Source organism: Halanaerobium sp. MA284_MarDTE_T2 (assembly GCF_003337245.1).
Lineage (GTDB): Bacteria > Bacillota > Halanaerobiia > Halanaerobiales > Halanaerobiaceae > QPJE01.
On record NZ_QPJE01000012.1, the window covers coordinates 1 to 24,193 of the forward strand.

At 34.9% G+C, this 24,193-nt stretch carries 26 protein-coding genes; all 26 read right to left on the bottom strand.

Translation table 11 applies throughout. From position 1 onward, the window contains the following. Positions 1–269: 269 nt before the first annotated feature. The gene (locus DFR78_RS06815; protein ID WP_114458093.1) at positions 270–2,990 is read right to left on the bottom strand and encodes an RND family transporter; all 2,721 of its coding nucleotides are present in this window, start codon (positions 2,988–2,990) and stop codon (positions 270–272) included. Between the two features lie 22 nt (positions 2,991–3,012). Next, on the bottom strand, positions 3,013–3,441 hold the full coding sequence (locus DFR78_RS06820; protein ID WP_114458094.1) for a MarR family winged helix-turn-helix transcriptional regulator: 429 nt from the start codon (positions 3,439–3,441) through the stop codon (positions 3,013–3,015). Positions 3,442–3,614: 173 nt separating this feature from the next. After that, on the bottom strand, positions 3,615–4,139 hold the full coding sequence (locus DFR78_RS06825; RefSeq protein WP_114458095.1) for a tryptophan transporter: 525 nt from the start codon (positions 4,137–4,139) through the stop codon (positions 3,615–3,617). Between the two features lie 193 nt (positions 4,140–4,332). Further along, positions 4,333–4,653, bottom strand: coding sequence for a rod-binding protein (locus DFR78_RS06830; protein ID WP_114458096.1), 321 nt, complete (start codon positions 4,651–4,653; stop codon positions 4,333–4,335). A 19-nt stretch (positions 4,654–4,672) separates the two neighbouring features. After that, entirely contained in the window at positions 4,673–5,803 is a 1,131-nt protein-coding gene (locus tag DFR78_RS06835; RefSeq protein WP_233487012.1) for a flagellar basal body P-ring protein FlgI, read from the bottom strand. Positions 5,804–5,822: 19 nt separating this feature from the next. Further along, entirely contained in the window at positions 5,823–6,404 is a 582-nt protein-coding gene (locus DFR78_RS06840; protein WP_114458098.1) for a flagellar basal body L-ring protein FlgH, read from the bottom strand. A 66-nt stretch (positions 6,405–6,470) separates the two neighbouring features. Beyond that, positions 6,471–7,436 (bottom strand): flagellar basal body P-ring formation chaperone FlgA, encoded by a 966-nt coding sequence (flgA, locus tag DFR78_RS06845; protein WP_114458099.1) that lies wholly within the window; start codon positions 7,434–7,436, stop codon positions 6,471–6,473. A gap of 25 nt (positions 7,437–7,461) precedes the next feature. Beyond that, positions 7,462–8,247 carry a flagellar basal-body rod protein FlgG gene (flgG, locus tag DFR78_RS06850; protein WP_114458100.1) on the bottom strand — a complete coding sequence of 262 codons (786 nt, stop codon included), beginning with the start codon at positions 8,245–8,247 and terminating at the stop codon, positions 7,462–7,464. A 96-nt stretch (positions 8,248–8,343) separates the two neighbouring features. Then, the gene (gene flgF / locus DFR78_RS06855) at positions 8,344–9,099 is read right to left on the bottom strand and encodes a flagellar basal-body rod protein FlgF (protein ID WP_114458101.1); all 756 of its coding nucleotides are present in this window, start codon (positions 9,097–9,099) and stop codon (positions 8,344–8,346) included. Between the two features lie 15 nt (positions 9,100–9,114). Beyond that, positions 9,115–10,710 carry a DUF342 domain-containing protein gene (locus DFR78_RS06860; RefSeq protein WP_114458102.1) on the bottom strand — a complete coding sequence of 532 codons (1,596 nt, stop codon included), beginning with the start codon at positions 10,708–10,710 and terminating at the stop codon, positions 9,115–9,117. A gap of 20 nt (positions 10,711–10,730) precedes the next feature. Next, a complete protein-coding gene (locus tag DFR78_RS06865; protein WP_114458103.1) occupies positions 10,731–11,477 on the bottom strand; it encodes a sigma-70 family RNA polymerase sigma factor in 747 nt (248 codons plus the stop codon). 23 nt (positions 11,478–11,500) lie between these two features. Then, on the bottom strand, positions 11,501–11,821 hold the full coding sequence (locus tag DFR78_RS06870) for a hypothetical protein (protein WP_114458104.1): 321 nt from the start codon (positions 11,819–11,821) through the stop codon (positions 11,501–11,503). Then, positions 11,822–12,451 carry a flagellar brake protein gene (locus DFR78_RS06875; protein WP_233487013.1) on the bottom strand — a complete coding sequence of 210 codons (630 nt, stop codon included), beginning with the start codon at positions 12,449–12,451 and terminating at the stop codon, positions 11,822–11,824. Positions 12,452–12,466: 15 nt separating this feature from the next. Beyond that, positions 12,467–13,378 carry a MinD/ParA family protein gene (locus tag DFR78_RS06880; protein WP_114458106.1) on the bottom strand — a complete coding sequence of 304 codons (912 nt, stop codon included), beginning with the start codon at positions 13,376–13,378 and terminating at the stop codon, positions 12,467–12,469. Further along, on the bottom strand, positions 13,371–14,579 hold the full coding sequence (flhF, locus tag DFR78_RS06885) for a flagellar biosynthesis protein FlhF (RefSeq protein WP_114458107.1): 1,209 nt from the start codon (positions 14,577–14,579) through the stop codon (positions 13,371–13,373). Before flhF ends, DFR78_RS06880 begins: the two co-directional genes overlap by 8 nt. Continuing rightward, positions 14,580–16,589: a flagellar biosynthesis protein FlhA gene (gene flhA / locus DFR78_RS06890; RefSeq protein ID WP_369834941.1), complete on the bottom strand. Its 2,010-nt coding sequence runs from the start codon at positions 16,587–16,589 to the stop codon at positions 14,580–14,582. A gap of 68 nt (positions 16,590–16,657) precedes the next feature. Continuing rightward, positions 16,658–17,731 carry a flagellar biosynthesis protein FlhB gene (flhB, locus tag DFR78_RS06895; RefSeq protein ID WP_114458109.1) on the bottom strand — a complete coding sequence of 358 codons (1,074 nt, stop codon included), beginning with the start codon at positions 17,729–17,731 and terminating at the stop codon, positions 16,658–16,660. 11 nt (positions 17,732–17,742) lie between these two features. Continuing rightward, a complete protein-coding gene (fliR, locus tag DFR78_RS06900) occupies positions 17,743–18,531 on the bottom strand; it encodes a flagellar biosynthetic protein FliR (RefSeq protein ID WP_114458110.1) in 789 nt (262 codons plus the stop codon). A gap of 6 nt (positions 18,532–18,537) precedes the next feature. Further along, a complete protein-coding gene (gene fliQ, locus DFR78_RS06905) occupies positions 18,538–18,810 on the bottom strand; it encodes a flagellar biosynthesis protein FliQ (RefSeq protein ID WP_114458111.1) in 273 nt (90 codons plus the stop codon). 15 nt (positions 18,811–18,825) lie between these two features. Further along, entirely contained in the window at positions 18,826–19,584 is a 759-nt protein-coding gene (gene fliP, locus DFR78_RS06910; RefSeq protein WP_114458152.1) for a flagellar type III secretion system pore protein FliP, read from the bottom strand. Then, positions 19,577–19,972, bottom strand: coding sequence for a flagellar biosynthetic protein FliO (locus tag DFR78_RS06915; RefSeq protein ID WP_114458112.1), 396 nt, complete (start codon positions 19,970–19,972; stop codon positions 19,577–19,579). The genes fliP and DFR78_RS06915 overlap by 8 nt, the downstream gene beginning before the upstream one ends. Positions 19,973–19,986: 14 nt before the next feature. After that, the gene (gene fliY / locus DFR78_RS06920) at positions 19,987–21,186 is read right to left on the bottom strand and encodes a flagellar motor switch phosphatase FliY (RefSeq protein ID WP_233487014.1); all 1,200 of its coding nucleotides are present in this window, start codon (positions 21,184–21,186) and stop codon (positions 19,987–19,989) included. Then, complete coding sequence (gene fliM / locus DFR78_RS06925) at positions 21,176–22,180, bottom strand: flagellar motor switch protein FliM (RefSeq protein ID WP_114458113.1); 1,005 nt, start codon at positions 22,178–22,180, stop codon at positions 21,176–21,178. The genes fliY and fliM overlap by 11 nt, the downstream gene beginning before the upstream one ends. 12 nt (positions 22,181–22,192) lie before the next feature. Further along, positions 22,193–22,645, bottom strand: coding sequence for a flagellar basal body-associated protein FliL (fliL, locus tag DFR78_RS06930; protein ID WP_114458114.1), 453 nt, complete (start codon positions 22,643–22,645; stop codon positions 22,193–22,195). Between the two features lie 14 nt (positions 22,646–22,659). After that, the gene (locus tag DFR78_RS06935; protein WP_114458115.1) at positions 22,660–23,400 is read right to left on the bottom strand and encodes a flagellar motor protein MotB; all 741 of its coding nucleotides are present in this window, start codon (positions 23,398–23,400) and stop codon (positions 22,660–22,662) included. After that, positions 23,393–24,193 carry a motility protein A gene (locus tag DFR78_RS06940; RefSeq protein ID WP_114458116.1) on the bottom strand — a complete coding sequence of 267 codons (801 nt, stop codon included), beginning with the start codon at positions 24,191–24,193 and terminating at the stop codon, positions 23,393–23,395. The genes DFR78_RS06935 and DFR78_RS06940 overlap by 8 nt, the downstream gene beginning before the upstream one ends.

The following is a 24,193-nucleotide window of genomic DNA, read 5'->3' on the forward strand; positions in this document are numbered from 1 at the left end:
TTATTAGCTAAACATAATAATTGAAATTCAAAACCGTCTGCTATTTTCTCGGGGCAAGCCCACGAGGTTTGCTAGCAGACTATAACTTCTATCACTATAAAAACCTAAATAATTTATTTACCTATTTTTAAAGATTCTCTATTTAATTTTATTTTTCTAAAACTATCATCTTAACAAACTACAAAATAAAATATATCGGCGGTAAAACTATTAAAGCAAAATACAGATATATTTATATAAATCAGTTATGATTATTACTTTTTTTAAACTTAATTTTTACTTATAAATTTAGGTTTAAAGATATTTAACAACAGCGGCAGTATTGTTAAAGAAGCAATTGACGAAGTAAACATAGTAACCGCTATTAGAAAGCCAAGATATACAAGTGGATAAAAATTGGAAAAAAGCAGAACTAGAAAACCAGCTGCAACAGAAATTGCATTAAAGATAATGGCTTTTCCGGTTGAACTGAGTGTTTTTTTCGTCACTGTATACAAATCATCTTCTCCTCTTCGTTCTGCATAATATGTGTGAAGAAAATGTATAGTATAATCAACCCCAATACCAATAGCAATTGAGGCAACCATTGCTGTTCCAACATCTAATTTAATTCCCAGATGCCCCATTAAACCAAAGTTAATTATAAGAGAAAAAGCAAGTGGAATTATACCATAAATTCCGGCAATTAAAGATTTAAATGAAACTGAAACAATCAAAAACACAATAATAAATGAAATAATTATACTTCTTGTCTGACTGCTGACAATCAAATTATTTGCTTCAAGTGCCATAGCAGCATTACCTGTTACAGTAGTCTGATATTTTTTAGGAAAATTTTCTTCAGCATATTTAAGTACTTCTTTTCTTACATCTCTAGCTATTAGATTGCTGGGATCATTTAGCTGCAGCAGAATCTGCGCTTTATCCGGCTCTATCTGATCATTTATTAAATCATCTACATTGCCCGAATACAGAAGAAGATATTGAGAAATTAGATTCTGCAGATTTTTCTGGCTTTCCGCATTATATTTTTCCAAATCTGACGGAATCTCATAATATACTGCTGCTTTATAATTAAGCTCTTCCTTTATTAAATCCACCAATTCTACAGCATTTAAATTAGATTTTTCAGCTCTGATGAGAGCAGAATTTAAAATCATTATCATATCATATTCAGACATATTTTTTTCTCTATTAGGGCCAGCCATAACCTGCGGCTGTTTAGTTTTTACACCCTCTCTATCAGCCTGACTTTCAGTATCTTCTTTTTCTTCATTATAGAAACTCGAAGCAGTATCTTCTCCAGATTCATCATAAAAGCTCGTAGCAGTTTCTTCCTCATCGGTAGAATTATAAAAACTTGAAGTAGTTTCTTTCTCTTTATAAAAATTAGAAGTGGTTTCTTCACTTATTTCAGCATCAGATATACTTTCTTCTGTTCTGTCTTTTTCTTCTTCCGGATAGTGCATAACCTGATTCATTCTTTTTATGTAATCTACAATAGAAGTAGTTTTCCCAACCTCTGTAAAATTATCAGTAATATAGTTCTGCATTCTGTCTATTTCTGTCAATATTTTCGGATGGTTGAGATCACCTATTTCCTCTCCCTCAACCATCACCTTCATTATGTTAGTTCCAGAAAAATTTTCATTTATAAAATTATCTGCTCTTCTGATTTCTGTATCTTCTCTAAACATTTCTATTAGTGGTGTATCCACTATAATTTTGTTAAAACCCATAAACGATACAGCAGTTATGATCAAAACAGTCAGCATTATTGAAATTCTCTTTTCTGCATAAAAATCATGCAGACTTCTTATGACAGAAGAAAAATGTTCTCTACCTTTAAATTCTCCATTATTAATATTATCTCTGTACTGATAGGTTAAAATTAAAAGTGATGGAATCAAGAACAGCGCAACTAAAAATGCAGCCGCAATACCAACAGCAGTAAAAATTCCAAAAGTTTTGATAGGCACGATGTCACTGGATGCCAGTGATCCAAAACCTACAGCTGTTGTTAAAGCCGCCAGAAAAACAGCTTTCTCCATCTGATTAACAGTTTTTAAAACTATTTTTTTCTGTTCTTCTGTACTCAGCTCACCGTTATGATCATTAATATAATCATAATAATGGCTTAAAATATGAATTCCATATGCACTTCCCACTGCAATTAAAAGTACAGGTATAACTGTAGAAACAAGTGTCATATTAATCCCCAAAAACGCCATCAGTCCAATCGACCAGATACTGCTAATTGATACAGTCAACATTATTAAAAAAACTGCAAAAATTTTATCGAAAAATAAATAGAGAGTAATAATCAATACGGCAATTATAAATGGAATTAAATATTTAATATCCTGTACCATATTATCGCCCATCAGTACATTGATGGCTGTAGATCCAGAAATATAACTTTCAATTCCGCTCTGTTTATATTTGTCTGCTGTCTCTTTAATCTGATAATAAGCCTGTCTTTCTTCATTATTATTTAAATCTTCATCAAGAGAAATTAAAATCTGGGTAGCCTTAAAATCTTCAGAATAAAGGTTATTTTTATATAGATCCCAGCTTAATATTTTTTCTTTAATATTTCTTATATCTTCTTTTCCTTCTGGCAGTTCTTCAACCAGTTCTTCAACAATCATACCTTCAGAACTTCCTTCTATAAAATCAACATTTGTAATAGATGTCACTTCATCTACAAATTTTATTTTTTCAAACTCTGAAGACATATTATCAATAATACTGAGATTGTTTCTATCAAAAATACTGCCTCTTGTAACTTTAACAGCTGCCACTATACTGTCACTTTCTCCAAAAATATCTTTCATTCTATCATTTTGAACCTTTGTAAAATGATCATCAGGCAGGAAAACTTCAATATCATTGTTAATCTCTACTTTAGGAATCTGAAAAGCAAAAAATATCGTTATCAATAAAATTACTATTACTATTATTTTATTATATTTTAAAATTTGATTCATAGTTCCTACCTCCATCAGCTTATTAGCTATTTTGAACCATTTGATACATCTTTTTTAGAGTTTTAATTACAACTTCTGCATCTTCTTCCGGTATTTCACGTAAAAATATCTTAAACCACTGCTGATAAATATGTTCTATTTCTTCTCTTTTTTCTTCTGCTTTTTTACTTAAATATATTAAATTAGCTCTTCCATCAGAGGGGGATTTATTCCTTCTTAGATATTTTTTCCTCAGCAGTGTCTTTATAGAACGAGATACTGTTGCTTTATCAACCCCAAGACATTCTTCCAAAGCTTTTTGATTAATACCATCTCCATCTTTGTATAAATGTATCAATATATTGCCTTCACTGTGATTTAAATTATGTTTTTCAAGTAATTCATCCACAAACTGGTCATGATCTTTATATAATCTGGCTATCCATTTTCCAATAGGAGCACTTATATACATATAATTCACCTCTAATTCTGTTGCATATGCAACTATCTCAATCAAAGAATAACATATTTTAGTTGCAGCTGCAACTAAAAATTTAAAATATATTACCAGTTATAAAAACTAAAAGCCCCCTTTTATATGAGGGGGCTAAATGTTCATTAAAAAATTTTACTGTTACTATTATTCTACTGTGTTATTTCATTTTCTGCCTGGCTTAATTCTGAAGCAAAATGTACAACACTGAATACTACAACAGCTGTTACAGTGTTTATAACTGCTGCCGGCAGAACCACTGTGGAAAACAATACGGTAAATGGTCCTGGAAGACCTACTATAAAAGCTGCTGTTCCGAGAAATACAGCTCCACTTACCAGTGTTCCCATAAAAGTAATTATAGCAGTTGACAGCTTAACTGAAGGAAGTTTTAAAATTAACGGTATCAGAGGATAAATAATTAAAAAAGTGACTAGTTTATCCACCATATTGGCCAGCTGACCTCCCGGAAAACCGGTTGTTAAAGCAGTAAAAATACCTGTCGATACTGCTACCAAAAATCCAAGTTTAAAATCCTGCTTGATAATCAACAAAATAAACATCATAGCCAGAGCAAAATCCGGCTTCATCCCCAGTACAATTGGTGGAAAAAGTGCGTGTAAAATAAAACCAATCGCCACCAAAAGTGCTGCCTGTGCTAAGTCTTTAGTTTTCATCTCAACTCATCTCTCCTCATTTTTTTTTGAAAAACTAATCTAATCTCGTCTCTTCTCTAAAACTAAAATCAGCTAGAACATTAATTACTAATATTATATATTATTTAAAAATAAATGTCAAAATATTTTATGTTTATGTACCGGGTACGAAAAGGCCTTTTCGTACCCGGTACAAATGAAAATATTCACATATTTATTCTGATCTCAGCTGAACTACAAGTTTTCTATTTAAGTCTGCCAGTAGACCCTGCTTCCCTGCCATAAGGCTGTATTCTTTATATAGCATATCTGTAAATACATCTTCCGCATACCCACCATCAATAAGTTTTTCATCGGAAAGCGTATTTCTCATTGCTGAAAACATTTTTTCGATAAATATAGATGTGAATTCTGCAGCAGTTTCTTCAAGCTTTTGACCATTTTTAACTGCATTTTTTAGCTCAGCTGACTTTCTCGTTTCCATCTGCTGCAGAGCTGAATATCTGGCACTGCTGTCTAAATTATTTATCTGCATAGCTTAAACCTCCAGCATTTTATATTATTTCCAATTTAGCATGTAGTGCACCGGCTGCCTTTATCTTCTGTATTATTGAAATTATATCTCTTGGTGTAGCACCTATTGCATTTAATGCAGTTACTAAATCTTCAATTGTTGTCTGCTGCCCTACTACCATCATATTACCTTCTTCACCCTCTTTAACTTCTATCTGCACATCTTCTGTTACTTCTGTTTCACCTGCACTTAATGGAGGTGGCTGGGAAACTTCTGTATCTGTTGTAATCTTAACAGATAGATTTCCGTGTGCAACAGCAACTGTAGAAATCCTCACATTATGGCTGAAGACAACCGTACCGGTCCTTTCATCTATAACAACTTTTGCTTCCAGTCCAGGTCTAACCTTAAGATTATTTACCTCTGCAATAAATTCTACAACTTTATTTGAATAGTTTGCTGGTATTTCTATATTTACAGTAGATGAATCCTGAGCTCTGGCTATATCTGGTGATGAAAATTTGCTGTTTATCATTTCTGCAATTTGACCTGCAGTTTCAAAGTTTGGATTATCCAGTACATAGGTAAGACTGTTTCCGTGTAAATTAACCGAAAGTTCTTTTTCTATCATAGCCCCACCAGGGATCCTCCCCACGGTCGGATGATTTTCTCTCTGGGTATTTCCACCACCGCTGACATTATAGCCTCCAATAGAGATAGCTCCCTGTGCAGAGGCAAAAACTTCTCCATTTGGAGCTTTTAGTGGAGTCATAAGAAGTGTTCCTCCCTGAAGGCTTTCAGCATCACCAATGGAACTGACAGTTACATCTATCTGATCTCCGCTGTGGACAACTGGAGGCAGTTTGCCGGTAACCATTACAGCAGCTATATTTTGGCTTGCAACCTGTCCAGAATCAACATATATACCAAAATTCCGCAGCATATTCGCCACACTCTGTACTGTTGACTGACTTCTATTGGAATCACCACTATCATTTAGACCAACAACTATACCATAACCTATCAGCTGATTTTCGCGCATTCCTTTAATTCTGGTTATATTTCCTATTTCAACAGATGGTTCTGCTGCTGTGGTAGAAAACTGAAAAGTAAAAAGAACCATTATTAATAAAGCCACCACTTTTATTTTAATCTTTAAAGTAAATTTCAACAATATATCCCTTCTTCCATTAAAAGATGAAGTTAAACAGTCTGCCCAGCAGTCCCGGCTGCTGTTTGTCCCCCACAGGACCTTCACCTTCATATTCAATCTCTGCCTGAGCAATATTTTTTGAAGAAACATTGTTCTCAAAATCAACATCCTCAGGGCGAACTACACCTGACAGTTTAATAATCTGTGTTTCTCCATTGATCTTAACAACCTTTCTTCCCTCTATCTTCAGATTTCCATTTTTGGTAATTTCAACAATTTCTGTTGTGATATCAGCTGTCAGGGTACCGCTTCTCTGTGTCTGTCCATCGGCAGAATCAGAATCAGAATAACCGAAACCAAATGAATCAAGAAAATCTAAAAAACCTGTTCCAGCAGATCCATCAACACTGTTTGACTGACTTGTATCAGTGTTGGCAGTCTGGATCGCACTTGCATCTTCTTCTATCACAACTGTTATTATATCTCCAGAGCTGTAATCTGGATAATCATTATAAAATCCAGAACCATCTTCACTCCAGAGAGATTTACCACAAACTGCTGAAGTAAATATTATTAGAAAAAGAAGCAGAATAATAACCACCTTATTTTGTATTAACATTTTTCCACCTCATTTTTGCGAAAACTAAACAAATTTATTCATTTTTTCACCAGACAAAACAAATTTTTATTTGGACATAAATCTGACTTCAGAAGCTGAAATTACCTCTGCCTGAAAGCGAAACCCTGTCTGTGGATTTTCAACTTCTATTATATCTCCCAGTTTGCCTCGCCCACGGGCAGTGACAAAAGCAGTTACAGATATATTATTTATCTCTACAACTGCTTTAACTCTGTCTCCCCACCTGACCAAAACAGGATCTTTAAAATCATCATAGGAAAGATAGCTCCCAGCAGGAAGCGACCTTCTAAATACTTTTCCATTGATTTTTTTATTATTCCATTCAGAAACAAGATTGTTTTTGTCAGAATAAACTTCATCTTCCACTTTCTCAAAATCTTCTCTATTAATTTTTTCTCCATGATTAAATCTTCTTTTTGCTTTAAATACTGTCATTTTGACCCCCAGCTTTAAAGGCACATATATTTTTTTATACTGACTGCCATTCTGATATATTTCTAACACTACAGTATTTTGGCCCAGTTTTAAATTATAATTATCATTTATAATAATCTCATATTCTCCAGCTGGTATCATTATTGGGTCAGGCTGACTGTTAATTTTTATCAGTATCTTATCTTTATCAATATTTGCCTTCTTTTTCAGCTGTTTTTTCACTACTTCTGCTATTTGTTCAGCTGTAATTTGGCTGCTGTTTCTCTTCACAACTATATCTGAAGGCATAGTTAATTTAAAATCATTATTATTATATCCGAGATTTTTTATGGAAATTTCTACAAGAGCCTGACTGAGTGTTTTTTCATATCCAGGCAGTGGTGCCCTCCCAAAATCCAATTTCTTTAACTTTTTTAGCTCTGCTGCAGAAAGATCTCCTGCCTCTATTATCGATATCTCTTCTAAAGTAATCCTGTCCGAATTAATAGAAATTTCCGGTGGTATTGAAATATCAAAGGCCTGAACATTAAAACTAAAAATCAGCAGCAGAACCAGCAGCAGTATTTTTTTTAGCATTATATTATATTCACCCTTTTTAATACTATCTCCTCAGCTGATTGGCAGTCTGAAGCATCTCATCTGCTGCAGTTATCGCCTTTGAATTAACTTCATAAGCTCTCTGTGCAGCTATCATATTTACCATTTCTTCCACTACTTTTACATTTGACATTTCCAGAAAGCCCTGGCTTATTGTTCCATATCCCTCTTCTCCAGGCACACCTGCTCTTGGATCACCAGAAGCACTTGAAATAGAAAACTGATTTCTTCCTTCACTGATGAGTCCGGCAGGATTTGCAAATCTGTAGAGTTCAATTTCTCCAATCTGCTGTACTGTACCATCCGGATTTTTTACATTAACAGCACCATCAGAAGTAACCGATATACTTGTAGATTCTTCCGGGATAACTATTTGTGGAGAAAGAATGTATCCATCTGCTGTAACCACCTGACCTGTGCTGTCTCGTTTAAATGAACCATCTCTAGTATAGACATAACTTCCATCAGGCCGCATTACTCTAAAAAACCCGTCTCCTTCTATAAGAAAATCCAGTGGATTATCTGTATTCTGAACATTACCAGGAGTAAACATTTTTTGAGTGCTGTTTACTTTTGTCCCATGTCCTACTTCTATTCCGACCGGAATTTGGGCTCCACTAGTATTAGGAGTTCCCGGCTGTTTTATCTCAGAATACATTAAATCTGCAAAATTTACCCTTGTCTTCTTAAATCCACTTGTGTTTACATTGGAAAGATTATTTGAAATAACATCTATATTGGTCTGCTGAGAATTCATTCCTGTTGCAGCAGTCCAGAGTGCACTAATCATATTTCCACCTCATTTTAATTGTAATTTAACACCATATCTATCAGTCAACGGTGTCTGTTTCAGCTTCCTCTTTGAGGTCCAGCTGAATTTGATTCTTTATGCTTTACCAACTTCATTAATAGCTTTACCCAGACTGTCATCTATACTTGAGATGACTTTCTGACCTGCTTCATAATGGCGGGTCGTTTTAATCATATTGACCATTTCTTTTACAATTTCAACATTTGAGTTTTCCAGATATCCCTGCAGAATAACAGCATCGGTTGCTGCCGGCATTTGTGCTTCATCTGCTGGAACATAAAGATTGTCACCTTCCTGAATTAAGCTTTCCTCTTCCGGAAAATTAACAACTGCAATTTCTGCTCCTTGAAGTCCACCAGAAAACGAAAGCTGGCCCTGTCCATCAATAAAAAATTCGCGTTCTGGAATTGTCTGTACCGGCTCACCATTTATGTCAAGCAGCTGATAACCAGACTGTGTAACTATTTCTGAATTTCTATTAAGTGTAAAATTACCATTACGCGTATAGCGTATTCCGCCAGGTGTTTGGACAGCAAAAAATCCTTCTCCCTGAATAAAAAGATCCAGCTTATTTCCTGTTTTCCGCAGATCACCCTGACTCATATCTTTAAATTTTCTTTCAGTATAAACTCCAGAAGAAATAGACCCAATTTCGCGGTTTTTTTCTCCTGCTTCAATTTTCTTAAGCAGCATTTCTGGGAAAGACCTTTTAAGACTGCCTGCCCTTTTAAAACCAACTGTACCTGCATTTGCAAGATTATTAGCAGTAATACTGCTCTGTTTTTCAGCAGCTAACATTGCTGCCCCAGCTGTATAAAGTCCTTTTATCAAAATTTTTCACCCCCTTTATAAAGTTTTTTGTCTTAATTCTCCATTTACCTCTGTAAAACACGATTCTGCAGTTTTATTTTGAATTATCAGCTTATCCTTACTGCTTAAAAGATGAACTCCGGGAAAAACTAATTCATTAATTTTTATCTCTCCTTTTACATTATTAGATAGCTGCAGCTCCAGATCTTCTATTTCCTCTTTTAGATTCTTTTCTTTCTTTTTCAGCTCTTTTTCGGTTTCCAAAAATTTATTAAACATCACTATTTTATCTTTGGTCAGCTTTATACCCTTGTTTTTCAACTGTTTCAACATTCTAATTCCTTTCATCACTTTATCTAAGTTTTTTTTAAGTGACTCCATCTCATCTTTTTTTTCTTTATATTTAGCATGAATTCCCGGATCCAGTCCTACCTCCAATATGGTTTTTGTTGCAAGGCTTGAACCAACAATATTAGCTTCAATTAAACTGTGTGCTGATGCTTTTCCACCTACAATTAAACCCTTTCCACCTTTGACGACAATTCTATCTTTTGCCTTCAGCTCACTGTGCATAGATGCATCATGAATCATAATTTTTTCAGCTGTAATACTTCCGTTTTCAACAAAACGAACCCTTACTTCACCTTCAGCTTCAATTTTTCCTTTACCTCTGCCCAAAAAACCTTTTTTGATACTCACATTTTGGCTGCTTTTAATTTCTGCAGCTCCAACATTACCCTGTATATCTATATCTCCAGCTGCTTTAACAATAAAACCTTCTCTAACATCACCACTTATTTTAACACTTCCCAAAAAATCAATATTACCTGTAGTTAGGTCTACATCACCTTTTATATTCAGCACAGGTCTTACATGAACCTTATCTTTTTCTTTTATTACCTGGCCGTCAATAGCTGCATAAACACACAAATCTTTTTTTACAGTGTTTTTCCCTCTGGGAAGTTTTTTATCTTTTACAGGCTGAGGTTTAACTTCATCTCCTTTAACATTTCTGCCCGGTTTACCTTTCTGGGCCGGAATTTTTGTCAGAAGCTTTTCTCCCTTTTTAACATTTGTTATCAAATTTCTGTTGTGAAAATCCATTGTTCCATCCTGACGCAGAGTTCCAACATTTTTTTCTTTTTGTTCAAAATGATAGATCAATTCTGAATCTTTACCTGCTTCAGGTTTTTTCCCTTCAGCTATTAATGTTTCATTAACGGGAATTCGATTTTCAATTATCTTCTTGATCTGGTCTTCTTTTAAACCAAAACAAATATCTTTTTCTTCCAGCAGTATTTTTACATCTTCATAATGAATAATACTGCTCCCATTACCTGGATCAAAGCTCATAAATGCTTTCATTCTGTCATCAGAAATCTTTAAACTAATTTTGTCGTCTTCATCTAAATCTTTAATTCTTGGAGCAATTGTAAACCAATCTTCATATCTATCCTGAAATCTTTCCTCAAGCAGCTCAGAATCTACTTCTACAATATTTTTTTCCTGCAAAGAATCCTTTATATCAGACAGTGAAATATCACTATCATAATTTATCTTAATTTTTACATCACTATCAGTAAATTTAAGAAGATATTCTTTTCCGTTAAATTGATTTTTGTTTTTATTCAATTTGATTCACCTGCTTTTCATTAGAAAAAATATTCTTTACTTCTGCTCAACATTCCTCTGAGTCGGCGGACAATCTGTTTATGTAGCTGAGATACTCGGGCCGGACTAATATCCATTATTTCTGCTATCTCTAACTGTGTCAGTTCTTCATAGTAATACAGCTGGACAAGAAGTTTTTCTCTTTCTTTGAGGCTATCAATTTTTTCAGCCAGCAGTTCTACTGCATCTTCTTCTTCCATTTTAGAAACTGGCTTATCTGCACCTGAATCTATAAGCTGTATCAATTCTGAGCCATCATACTCATAAGACAGCGATATCCAGTCAGATAGATATTTGCGGTAAAGTATGTCTTCAATTTTTTCTATATCCATATTCATTATTTCTGCTAATTCACTGTTTGAAGGGTCACGGCCCTGATCATTTTTAAAATCTAATTTTCTTTCCTCTATTAATTTAATCTGTCTCCTCATGCTGCTGGGAAGCCAATCCTGACTTCTTAAATGATCAAAAATTTCTCCTTTTATACGCGGCAGTGCAAAGGTGGAAAAATTAATATTTCTGCTCCAGTCAAAATTTTCTACAGCTTCTATCAGACCAATGATTCCATAGCTTTCCAGATCATCTCTATCTATATGATCAGGCAGTATAACACTTATTCTGCCTGCAGCATATCTAACAAGATTAATATGTTCTAAAATAAGAGCTTCTCTGGCCTGCATATCATCCTGTTCTTTATACTTCTGCCATAGTTTTTCATTATTAGGCATAATAATCTTCCTTTTTTTGATTATTAATCTTCCCTCTGAGTATATTCTATTTCAGGAGGATTAATTGGTGAAAACCCATCATCTTCCGCATTTCCTTCGTCAGATTCTTTAGTATCTGATTGATTTTTATCTTTACTTTCATTACTTAAATCAGAACTATTTTTACTACTGCGGTCTTTCAAAATTGAAGTTAAAAGAAATATAAGATTAAATATCAGCACAAAAATAATAGTTCTATTGATACTTTTAAAAAAGACTGTTTTTAGTTCCATTTTATTTATTAAATAATATATTGTATTTAAAACATAAAATATAAAGCCAAATAAAATTGATTTAAAAAGCATTTAACTTAATCCTTTTTTTCTGTTTTCTCGCTGATATGCAAATATCCACTGAATAATCTCTTCTCTTAAATTCTCTTCAATATCTTCAAATTTAATTCCAAGTTCCCAGCTTTTGTGATCTTTTTTATGTGATCTCACAACAGAAGCACTGATCAGCTCTTTTTCCTTTAAAATATTTTTGAGCTCAACCTTAATTTTCTGACCTTTATCAAAATGTTCATCTACTTCTATTTTAATTCCTCCCCCACTGATATCAAGCAGTCTTGCTTCCATAAGCTTCTCTTCTTCCTGACTGTATATAGTTATTTGTCCACTGACTTCAAGGCGGAAATAGTCTCTGCGCTGAATTCTGATTATGTTTTCCGGTTTTTCTATATAGAGAAGTGGAAATGGTTCTTTTAATCTCTTTTTTACTCTGCTCTTAAACTTATATGCTGCCCTCTCTGTTGTAAAATAGACTTCAATATCCTGGTTGATCCTAACCGGCAAAGACGCTCCTTCCCGATACAGGCCAGTAATAAGAATTCCGCCCTTTTTTATATCAGCAACTTTGCTTAAATATTTACCCTTGTAAAGTCCAGTCAAAATTTCTATTTCTAATTTTTGATTAATTTCTGGTAATTTCATCATCTTCAACTCCAGTGATTATTTCCTGCTGCTGTTAAAAAATCCTATCATTTTGTAAAAATAGCTTTTAACACCTTTGCTCTGCTTTTCTCCTTCTTCTCCACTAATTTTTTTAGCTAACTTTTCAAAATCTTCTGCTGCAGATCTTCCAGCATATATTTCAGAAAAAGGCCTCTGCTTTTTTACAGCAGTGCTGATATTTCTGTCGTGAGATATCTGGCCGACTAAATCCAGCTCAATGTTTAGATATTTTTTAACTGTCTTTTTCATTCTTTCGGCAGTTTTTTGGGCATCTTTTTTTCTATCGACCTGATTTAATACAAGTTTAACTGATTTATCAAAATTATATTTTGCCAGTATTTTTATAAGGCTGTAGCTGTCCATTACAGATGTTGGTTCTGTAGTAAGAACCAAAAGAAGCTCCTCTGCAGAAAGAATTGTACTGACTATATTTTTACCTGCTCCTGCACCTAAATCAATCAGCAGATAATCATAATCTTTTTCCATTTCTCCAGCTATATTAATTATTTTGTTCATCATATCTGTATTAAGATCTATAAAAGTGTCATCTCCAGTAATTCCGCTGAGAATACTAATTCCACTTGGATCTTTGACAATTGCTTCCTGAAGGGTACATTCTCCCCTCAAAAGATGCCCCATATCATAAATTGGACTGATATCGAGCATAATATCCAGATTTGCCATTCCAATATCACTGTCAATTATCAGCACTTTTTTTTTCAGCCTGGCTAAATTATAAGCCAGATTAACGGTAAGGGTTGATTTACCAACACCACCTTTGCCGCTGGCAATAGCTATTGTCCTAGCTCTACTCTTATGCCTAATGGAATTATTATCACCACTGTTTTCCAGCATCTTTTCTTTTTTCTTTTGAACTATTTCTTTTAATTTTGCAGCCTGACTAAACATGATAATCACCAAATAAATATTTAAATAATATTTCCGGGCAGGCCGGATTAATGTCTTCTGGAACATCCTGTCCAAAAGTTAGATAAGAAAATGGAAGATTATATCTTTCTTTAATATTAATTAAGTCGCCATAGCTGCCTGTCTCATCAAGCTTTGTCAGCAGTATTTTATCCGGATTCATTTTTTCGAAGCGCTCAATAATATTATACATGTCCCTGCTCTTAATATTCAAGCTGACAAGAAGGTGAACTTCATCTATTATCTCGTTTTCAGTGTAATCCTTAAGTCTACCCAGCTGAAGCTGATCTTTCCAGCTGCTGCCAGGAGTATCAATAAATATTAGATCACAGTTTTTAAACTTACCCTCTATCATAGATTTAAGTTTACCACTGCTGTAGCATACTTTAAAGGGAATATCTATTATATTGCTGTATGTCTGCAGCTGTTCTACAGCAGCTATTCTGTAGGTGTCTGCCGTTATTAAACCGACTTTTTTGTTTTTATCTACTGCAAAATAAGCTGCTATTTTGGCAATTGTTGTAGTTTTACCAACTCCTGTAGGACCAATAAATGAAACAACCTTTCTCTTTTTATCTATTTTTATAGGTGAACAGTCGGCAAAATATTTGCGGCTGAATGATTCTATTTTTTCGCTGTAATTATCATTAAGTGGAAAACCTGCACCTTTATTCAGCTTATTAATAAAAGAATTTAAACAATCTTCTTCTACTCCCTGATGGAAAAGATGATTATATATTTTAGTATTTTTGTAGCTTTCCTTGATTTCTTTTTCGACACTAATCTCTGCTTTATGATCTTCTTCTATCTTCTCATCTTTTTTTCTTTCAGCTGAAAAATCAGCTCTTTCTTTATTTTTATCCTCTATATTTTTAGATTCTATTTTTTCTGCTTTAGGTGCTTCTGTTTCACTTTTTAATAATTCTTCCGGTCTGTCAGGCAGCTTTTCTTTAACTAATTCTTCTTTTTTTCTGCTGACCCTGCTGTCAACCGGCTGATAATGGGGCCGGCTTTTTTCTTCAAGTGCTGCCAGTACTTCAACAACTGTTTTTCCAAAAAATCCAAAAATACCGCCTTTTTGAAATTTTCTTTTTTCTATAATAATTGCTTCTGGACCCAGATCAGCTTTTACTTTGAATATTACATCCTGTATTGTTTCTCCAGTATATTTCTTTATTTTCATCTATTTAACAACCCCCTGTACTTGAAGATCAACATCAGGTTCAAGTTCATTAAATGACAGAACAATTAAATCTTCAAATGTTCTGTGTACCAGTTCTTTAATTGGACGCCTGATCATAGGTGATGTCAGTAAAATTGGATCATTACCTTTTTCTAAAAGTTCTTTTGCCTGTTCTACGATTTGATTGATAATATTCTGTGCCTGGGCGGGCTGTAGAGATAGATAATTGCCCTGATCAGACTGCTCCAGTGCATTGACCAGCTGTTCTTCTTTTGCTGGATCTATGGTAAATACATAAAGGGTATTGTCTGGCCCTGTAAATTGACTGCTTATCTGACGTGATAGTGCCTGTCTTACATATTCTGTCAAAACAGTTATATCATTTGTTCTTCCTGCATGATCAGCAAGTGTTTCCAGTATTAAAACAAGATTTTTAATCGGTATATTCTCCCAAAGAAGATTCTGCAGTATTTTCTGTATTCCACCCAAATTCATCTTATCCGGTATAAGTTCATCTATAACTGCTTTCTGATCATCCTTAATATTATCTATAAGTTTTTTTACTTCCTGTCTTCCCAGCAGTTCGTGGGAATGTTTTTTTATAACTTCTGTCAGGTGGGTAGCCAACACTGAGCTGGGGTCTACCACTGTATAATTTGCCATTTCTGCTCTTTCTCTATCTTCTTCCTCAATCCAGATCGCAGGTGTACCAAAGGCAGGTTCTTCTGTTTCAATTCCTTCGATTTCTTCTAGAGTATGACCTGGATCCATGGCCAGATATTTATCTGCATAAAGTCTATATCTGCTTATTTCTACCCCCTGCAGCTTAATACAGTATATATTTGGCTCAAGCTGAAGATTGTCAACTATACGTACAGGTGGTAAAATAATACCAAGTTCAGCTGCAATCTGCTTTCTAATAACTGAAACTCTTTCCAGAAAATCTCCACCCTGTTCTGGCAGAACAAGTGAAATTAGATTATATCCTACTTCTATTTCCAGCTTATCTACTTTAATTAGCTGTTTTAACTCCTCCTGTCTTGCTTCCTGTTTTTGGGCTTCACTTATCTGTGTTTGTTCTGGAGATTTTTCAACAGCTTTTTCCTCTACAGATGCATTTAACATTAAATATCCCATCACAGCTATAAATACTGCTAGAAAAATAAAAGGAAGTGTCGGCAGCCCAGGTACAAATCCTAAAACAGTGAGAACTGCAGCAGCTATAAATAAGGCTTTGGGCTGTTTGAGAAGCTGATCTGTCATCTCCTGACCCATATTATTTTCAGAAGCTGATCTTGTAACAACCATACCTGTGGCAGTAGAAATAAGCAGAGCAGGTATCTGTGATACCAGTCCATCTCCTACTGTCAGCAGAGTATATGTCTGTGCTGCTTCTGCAAAACCCATATTCTGCTGAATCATACCAATTATTAAACCACCGATAATATTTATAAAAGTTATAATTATACCGGCAATTGCATCTCCTTTAACAAATTTACTGGCACCATCCATAGCTCCATAAAAATCTGCTTCTTTCCTTATTTTAGCTCTTTCATATTTAGCTTCCTTCTCATCTATAATACCAGCATTAAGATCAGCATCTATGCTCATCTGTTTACCCGGCATTGCATCAAGTGTAAAACGAGCAGCAACCTCAGCAACTCTTTCTGCACCTTTGGTAATTACTATAAACTGAATTACAATCAAAATTAAGAATATTATAAGTCCAACAACATAGTTGCCTCCGACAACAAAATTACCAAAACTCATGATAATCTCACCAGCATATCCCTGTCCAAGTATCAGCCTTGTTGTCGATACATTTAATCCCAGCCTAAATAGGGTTGCAAATAGGAGCAGTGATGGGAAAACAGAGATATCAAGAGGCTCTATTGTATAAATACTGACCAGAATTATAACCATGGAAAATGTAATGTTTGCTGCCAGCAGTATATCCATCAGCACTGTGGGCATAGGTATAATGAACATGACAATTATACCTACTACCATGAGAGCAAATATAATATCACTATTTTTTGTTATCTTTGCGTATACTAAACTATTATCCACTGCTGAGATTAACCTCCATTAATACGATTATTTTCCTTAAATACATGTGCCAGCACTTCAGCCACAGCCTGATAAAGCTCAACTGGAACCTGATCACCAATCTCTGTCATTGAATTTAAAGAGCGGGCCAGCGGCTTGTTCTCCACAATCTCTATTTCAAGTTCTTTTGCTTTTTCCTTAATCTTTTCAGCAACAAAACCTTCACCTTTGGCAGCAACTATCGGTGCATCCATTTCATCAAGATCATACTGAAGAGCTACTGCAATATGGGTTGGATTTGTAATAACAACATCTGCATCTTTTACTGCATTCATCATCCTATTTAAGCTAAACTGCCTCTGCTTTTCTCTTCTTTTCTGGAGGATAACAGGATCTCCCTCCATTTCTTTTCTCTCCTGTTTGACCTCATATTTTGACATTTTGAGATCTTTATTGTGCTGCCATCGCTGATATAATAGGTCAAAAATGCCCAGCAAAACCATGGCAGCAATTATAGTAAATCCCATTTTGCTGATCAGCAATGCTATTTCTGCAAGTGCAAGATTTAGACTCTGATCTAGAGATCTTCTGAAAATAATAATATTATTTTTTAGAAAACTTTGAGCTATAAATGTTATTATTCCCAGTTTTAAAAGTGATTTTAAAAATTCCACAAATCCTCGAAGTGAAAAGATATTTTTTAACCCTTTTATAGGATTCAATTTTTTAATATCTGGCGCAAGATTTTTTGTTGTAAATAGTGGTCCTATCTGTAAAAAGTTTATAAAAAAACCAACTACAGCAGTAACTATAAGCACCGGATAAATAGTTTGAACTGTATAAATCATTGCATCCTGCAGCAGTCTGCCGGCTGTATCCACTGAAAGTGGATCTACAATAAGAGCTGAAAAATATCTTTCAATACCTGCCATTACATTGAACATTATCTCCTGCATAAAAAAGTAAAGAAACAAAAAACTGGCCAGTAGGGTAAATGCCTGACTAATCTCTTTACTTTTAGCAACATTACCTTTTTCCCTTGCCTCACGTTTCCGCTTCGGCGTTGGCTCCTCTGTTTTTTCTCCAGTTCCATTATCAGGCATTTAAATCTCCTCTATTCTGGTGCAAGCAGTTTAAATAAATCACCAATTTCATAAATTATATCCATAATAATTTGACTGTAAAAATGAGTTAAAACACCTAAAAGCAAAAACAGCACTACCAGACCAGCCATTATTTTTACCGGCAGTCCAATAATAAAAAGATTCATCTGTGGTACAGCTCTGGCCAAAAAAGCAAGTATAATATCTATCACGAAAACAGCTCCCACAATTGGAAGAGCCATTTTTACCGCCAGCACAAACATATCTGCACTTCTGCGGAAAAAATACTGCCAGATTTGCTCACCAAAATTTATCCGTCCCGGGGGTATTATTTCAAATGAAGAAAAAAGCTGCCTTATTAAAAATAAATGCCCATTTACTGACAGAAATATAAGTGTTATCAATATATTTTTAAACTGACCAATCACCGGTGAATTGGCCCCTGTAAAAGGGTCAACAACATTTGCGATCCTGAAACCCATCTGCATATCAATAAACTGACCCGCCATCTGTACAGCTGAAAATACTAAAAAAACAGCAAATCCCATAAAAAGTCCAATACTAATTTCACTCATAATATTTATAAGCAGCTGAATAGGTTTTAAGTTAAATTCTATTTGATACATCTGCTGCAGAATTGGATATGTAAAAACCGCCAGAGCTACAGCAAGAATGATTTTAACTCTATTTATTATTACCTGACTGCCAAAGATAGGTGTAATCAGCATCATGCCAATATAGCGGATCATAATCAGTACAAAAAGATATATAGAATTATTGCCTAAAAATTCTGCTCCCATCTATCATCAGCCCCCCACATACAGGGGTATATTCCGCAGCAGTTCCTGCACAAATTCCACAACAGTTCTCATAATCCAGGGTCCAAAAAACCCGATTGCAGCCAGAACTGCAAATATTTTTGGTACAAAAGCAAGTGTCTGCTCCTGAATCTGAGTTGTTGCCTGTATTACAGCAACTATCAGACCGGTAATTAGACCTGCACCAAGAACAGGCAGTATAACTTTTAGCACAATATAAACAGCCTGGCGGCCTATGTCAACCACAAGAGCTTCATTCAAAATACTGCCTCCTTACTAATTAAAAGTCTGTACAAGTGAACCAATTAGTAAATGCCAGCCATCTGCCAGTACAAATAGAAGAATTTTAAAAGGTAAAGATATTATAACAGGTGGAAGCATCATCATTCCCATTGACATCAGAATACTGGCAACTATCATATCTATCATTAAAAATGGTATGTAGATTAAAAAACCTATTTGAAAAGCAATTTTTATTTCATTAACCAGAAAGGCAGGAATAAGAACATAAGTGGGAATATCATCCCGAGTTTCAGGTCTCTCCATTTTCGCCATATCAGTAAAAAGTGCCATTGACCTCTCATCAACCTGATCAAACATAAAATTTCTAACCGGAGTTAATGTGTTTTCATAAGCAGTTTCCAGAGAAATTTCTTCATTGAGATAGGGCTGAAGTGCATCCTGATTTATTCCCTGCCAAACAGGTGCCATAATAAATATAGTTAAGAATATTGCAATCCCAATTAAAACCTGATTTGGCGGCATATTATTTAATGCCAGAGCCCGCTTCAAAATTGAAAACACAATTATTATTCTGGTAAATGAAGTAAATAATATAATAACAGCAGGAGCAAGAGAAAGAACTGTCAGCAGAAGTAGTATTCTCAGTGACAGAACAAGATCATCTGCTTCATTACCACCACTGTTCATTTCAAAACTAAATTCAGGAAGATTAAAATTCTGTGCAATAACTGAACTATTAAAAATAAAAAATAAAAAAACTAAAAACAGAACTAAAGTGAGCCTTTTATTCATCATTATCACGACTTTTTTGTTTTTTTTCGCTGTAATTTGTTCTATTTAAAGCCTGCATAAATTTATCTTTAAAAATATCTTTCTTAAATTTACCAGATTTATTATTATCATCTATTTTATCAAGCTCCAGTTTAATTTCACTTTTTTTCCAGCTTTCAATTTTGGTAGACCCCTGTTTACCGGAAACAATCATAATTATCTTATCAAAACTATCTACCAGATAAATAATTTCACCACTGCCGAGGCGCATAATATCTATCACCTTCATATGTTTGGAGCTGTTTGTAAAATTCAGCCTATCCCTCAGCAGATAATAAAGAAGAAAAATTAATATAATTACAATTCCAAGTGAAAAAATTATTTTTGCTGTTTCCCAGATATAACTCATTTCTGCTCCCTATCCTAAAGCTGTGTAAGGCGTTCAGCAGGACTTATAATATCTTTTACCCTGAAGCCAAAGTTTTCATCAATTACAACCACTTCACCTTTAGCAACCAGCTTTCCATTTACAAGCAAATCCACAGGTTCACCGGCCAGTTTATCGAGTTCAATTATTGAACCATCACCAAGCTCTAAAATTTCCCTTATCTTCATGCTGGTTTTGCCGAGTCTTACCGTTACCTCAAGAGGAACATCTTTAATTAATTCCATATTATTTGGCAGAGGCTGAGATATCTGCTCATCAAATTCCGGAAATTGTGCTGTCTGTACAGCAACAGTTTCTTCTTTTTTAACATTTCTATTTTTGGTCTGTTTTCTCGAAGATGCTGCTGACCTCTGCTGATCAGTAGGAGAGCTTTCTGCAGCTGATGATGTTTCCCCTAATGAATTCTGCAGCTCCCTTTTAGCAGACATATCCACCTCTTCTTTTGCTTCTTCAGCCAGTTTTTCTTCATCAATAGTTTTGTCGATCAGACCTTCACCTTCATGTAAAAGAGAATCAGCCAGTTCCTTTACAAAAGCTAGAGATGATATCTGTTTAAAGGTACTGTCAATAAGATCTCCAACTTTTAGGTTAAAGGAAGTTACCACAACTTCTTCATCTGCCTTAAACCAGTCCTCATCACTTTTTAGTACATCATTAAGTTCTATATATTCTGCTGCCGGTGGAGAAATATTTACAATTTCATCCAGTATATTTGACATAGCGGTAGATGCTGACCCCATCATCTGATTCATCGCTTCACCTACAGCACTTATATATATATCATTGAGTGAATCTTCATCTACACCACTGATTCCATCCCCCCCCATCATGAGGTCTGCAATAATAGCAGCATCTTCAGTATTTATTACAAGAAGATTTACTCCTTCAAGCCCTTTAATATATTTAACCCGGACCAGAACACAGGGGCGGTCATATTCATCTATTACTTCCTGAAATTTAATTACTTTGACTTCAGGAGCTGTAATTTCCACCTTTTTATCCAATAGGGTAGAGAGTGCAGTTGCAGAAGAACCCATAGAAATATTTCCTATTTCTCCTATTACATCTATTTCTTCTGAGGTTAAGATTTCTTCACCATCTTCTTCCTCTTCCTGGCTGTTCATTAGAGCATCTATTTCTTCCTGGGATAAAAAATTCCCATCATTACTCATCATAATCACTCTCCTCTACCGTATTTTCTGCTACACCGAGTATTTTAACTGCTTTATGTCTGTTTTTTGTTCCTGCAGCTGCCCTATATTTTCTAAAATCACCTATTCGCACATCTACATTTTCTTTTACTTTTTTGTCAAGAGTTATTACATCTCCCGGCTGGAGATATAGAAAATCCTCAATTGTAAGCTCTGTTTTGCCCAGTTCAGCATGAATTTCTAAACTGGCATCCTGGAGTCGTTTTTTTAACTGTTCTATATGTTCGGCAGTCTGTTTTTCCCTGGTGCTGGAAAACCAGTACTGTGCATTTAAGTTGGAAACAAGTGGTTCTAACATTATATAAGGAATACAGATATTTATAAGTCCTTCTATATCAGCTATTCGAGCAGATAAAGTAATGATAATTGTCATATCACTATCTGGAACAATCTGTGTAAACTGTGGATTGGATTCTAATTCCAAAAGCCTGGGTTTTAATTCTGCAATATTCTGCCAGGATTCTTTAAAATCTCCCAGTATCCAGGACATAACTTTTTTGATTACCACCTGTTCTATATCTGTAAAAGCTCTTACCTCTGTTATTGCCTTCCCAAAACCTCCAAACAACCGATCGATTATTGCAAACCCTATTTCCGGATTAATTTCAAAAATAAACTGTCCTTTCAAAGGTTCCAAGCTGCAGATACCAATAATAGTTGGTTCTGATAGAGAATGAATAAATTCTGAGTAAGAAAGCTGTTCTATTGAAGCTACATCAAAATTAACCATACTCCTCAGTTTGGTTGACAGTGTGGTAGTGAAATTTCTGGACATATTTTCGTGAATCATCTGCAGTGTGCGCATCTGTTCTTTTGACAGCTTATTAGGTCTTCGAAAGTCGTAACTTTTAACTTCTTTTTCTTCAGACTGTTCTTTTACTTCTTCAACATCCAGATTTCCACTGCTCAGCGCAGAGAGAAGAGAGTCTATTTCATTTTGATTTAATACTTCAGCCATTTTCTTTCCTCCCTACTGAACAACCAGTTCTGTAAACCAGACATTGTGTATCTTACCTGATATTAAAAGCTGATTAATAGAATTTTGAATCATTGATTTAATGGTTTTTGCTTCTGGCTCCTCAATTAGTTTTTTGCTCTGGGCCCTCAATATTGAAATTATTTCATCTCTTATCTGAGGCTTACGCTTATCCAGCTCTTCTACCATATCTTTATCTTCTAATTCAAAAACAATGTTAGCTTTAATAAAGCTCATGTTTGAACTGCCAGATAAATTTACAACAAAATCTCCAACACTATATGTTGGTTTTAAATCTTTGACACTTTTTACTTTCCCGTTTTCTCCTGTATTATTTTCTGAAACTGAGAAAAATGTAAAAAAGGTAAAGCTCATTATTCCAGTAATTATTATCACCAATACTACAATTAGAGCAATCATTTTTATATTCACTTTACCATCATCCATTGGGTGCCCCCTCCCTAATTATTATACTGTTCACTTCCATACTGTGAATTTAATATTACAATCTCTACCCTTCTATTTTTTGCCCGTGCTTCCGGAGTATCTTCATCAACTACAGGCCTGAATTTAGAATAACCTGCTGCAGAAAGTCGAGAAGGGGTAAAGTCATTTTCTTCTATTAAATATTTAATAACATTAACGGCTCGAGCTGTGGAAAGTTCCCAGTTTGATGGATACTGCTGATTATTTATAGGCAGATAGTCAGTATGTCCTTCTATCATGATGTCATTGGGTATTTCTTTGAGATTTTCTGCTATCATTGTTAGAACTTCTCTTCCCTGAGGTTTTAGATCTGCTTTTCCCAGATCATAGAGAATTTCGCCTGTCAGACTTATTACAACACCCTTTCTCTTTCTATCAATATTTACTCTATCATTTAAATTATTTTTATCTATATATTTCTGCATCTGATCCATTACCCGCCCTAAATTCTGTGGAGCATCACCTAAATCTTCACTTATATTTCCTGCAGTAATGTTAGGTTCATCTATTATAGTTTTTCCACCTTCAAGTACCCCAAGCTGATTCTGAAGTGCTGATATAAATCCTTTAAATTTCTGCACATCCAGTGAAGAAAACGAATAAAGAAGCACAAAAAATACCAGCAGTAATGTCATCATATCTCCAAAGGTTGTCATCCATGCCGGAGAACCTCCACCATCCTGATTTTGATTGGAGCTGTTTCTTTTTTTACGCATTGTCAGGTGCCGCCTCATTATTATTTATTCTGGCTTCTACTTCTTCCTTTTCTCCCTCTGATAGGAAGGCATGCAGTTTTTCTTTTACTATTCTTGGATTTTCTCCTGCCTGAATAGACAGTATACCTTCTATTATTACTTCTTTTATCAAAACTTCGTGAGCACTTCTAGTTTCAAGATTTTTGGCAAGCGGGATAAAAATCCAGTTGGCCATCAGTGCACCATAAAGTGTTGTAATAAGGGCAACAGCCATACCGGAACCTAGCTTTGTTGGATCATCCAGCTGACTCAACATCTGGATTAAACCAATCAGTGTACCTATCATTCCAAAAGCAGGGGCCAGCTGTCCCATTGTGGCAAATATACCCTGTCCTTTACCGTGTCTTTCTTCCAGAAAAGTCAATTTTGTTTCCAGAATATTTCGCACAAGCTCTGGATCAGTACCATCCACAACCAGCTGAATTCCTTTTTTTAAAAACTCATCTTCCATCTCATTTGCATCATCTTCTAAAGCAAGCAGACCTTCCCGCCTGGCCTTTTCAGCAAAATTCACCAGATCTTCAATAATGAAATCAGATTTCATTAAATCATTTTGAAGAGATACTTTTACCAGTTCAGGAACTTTTTTTAGATCTTCAAAAGAATAACTTATCAGTGTACCGGCCAGTGTTCCACCTAAAACTACTAATGAGGACTGGACACTGACAAATATAACCGCATTACCCCCCAATAATGCAACAGATGCAAAGACAGCTGCACCACCTATTATTCCAATAATTGTTGCTAGATCCAT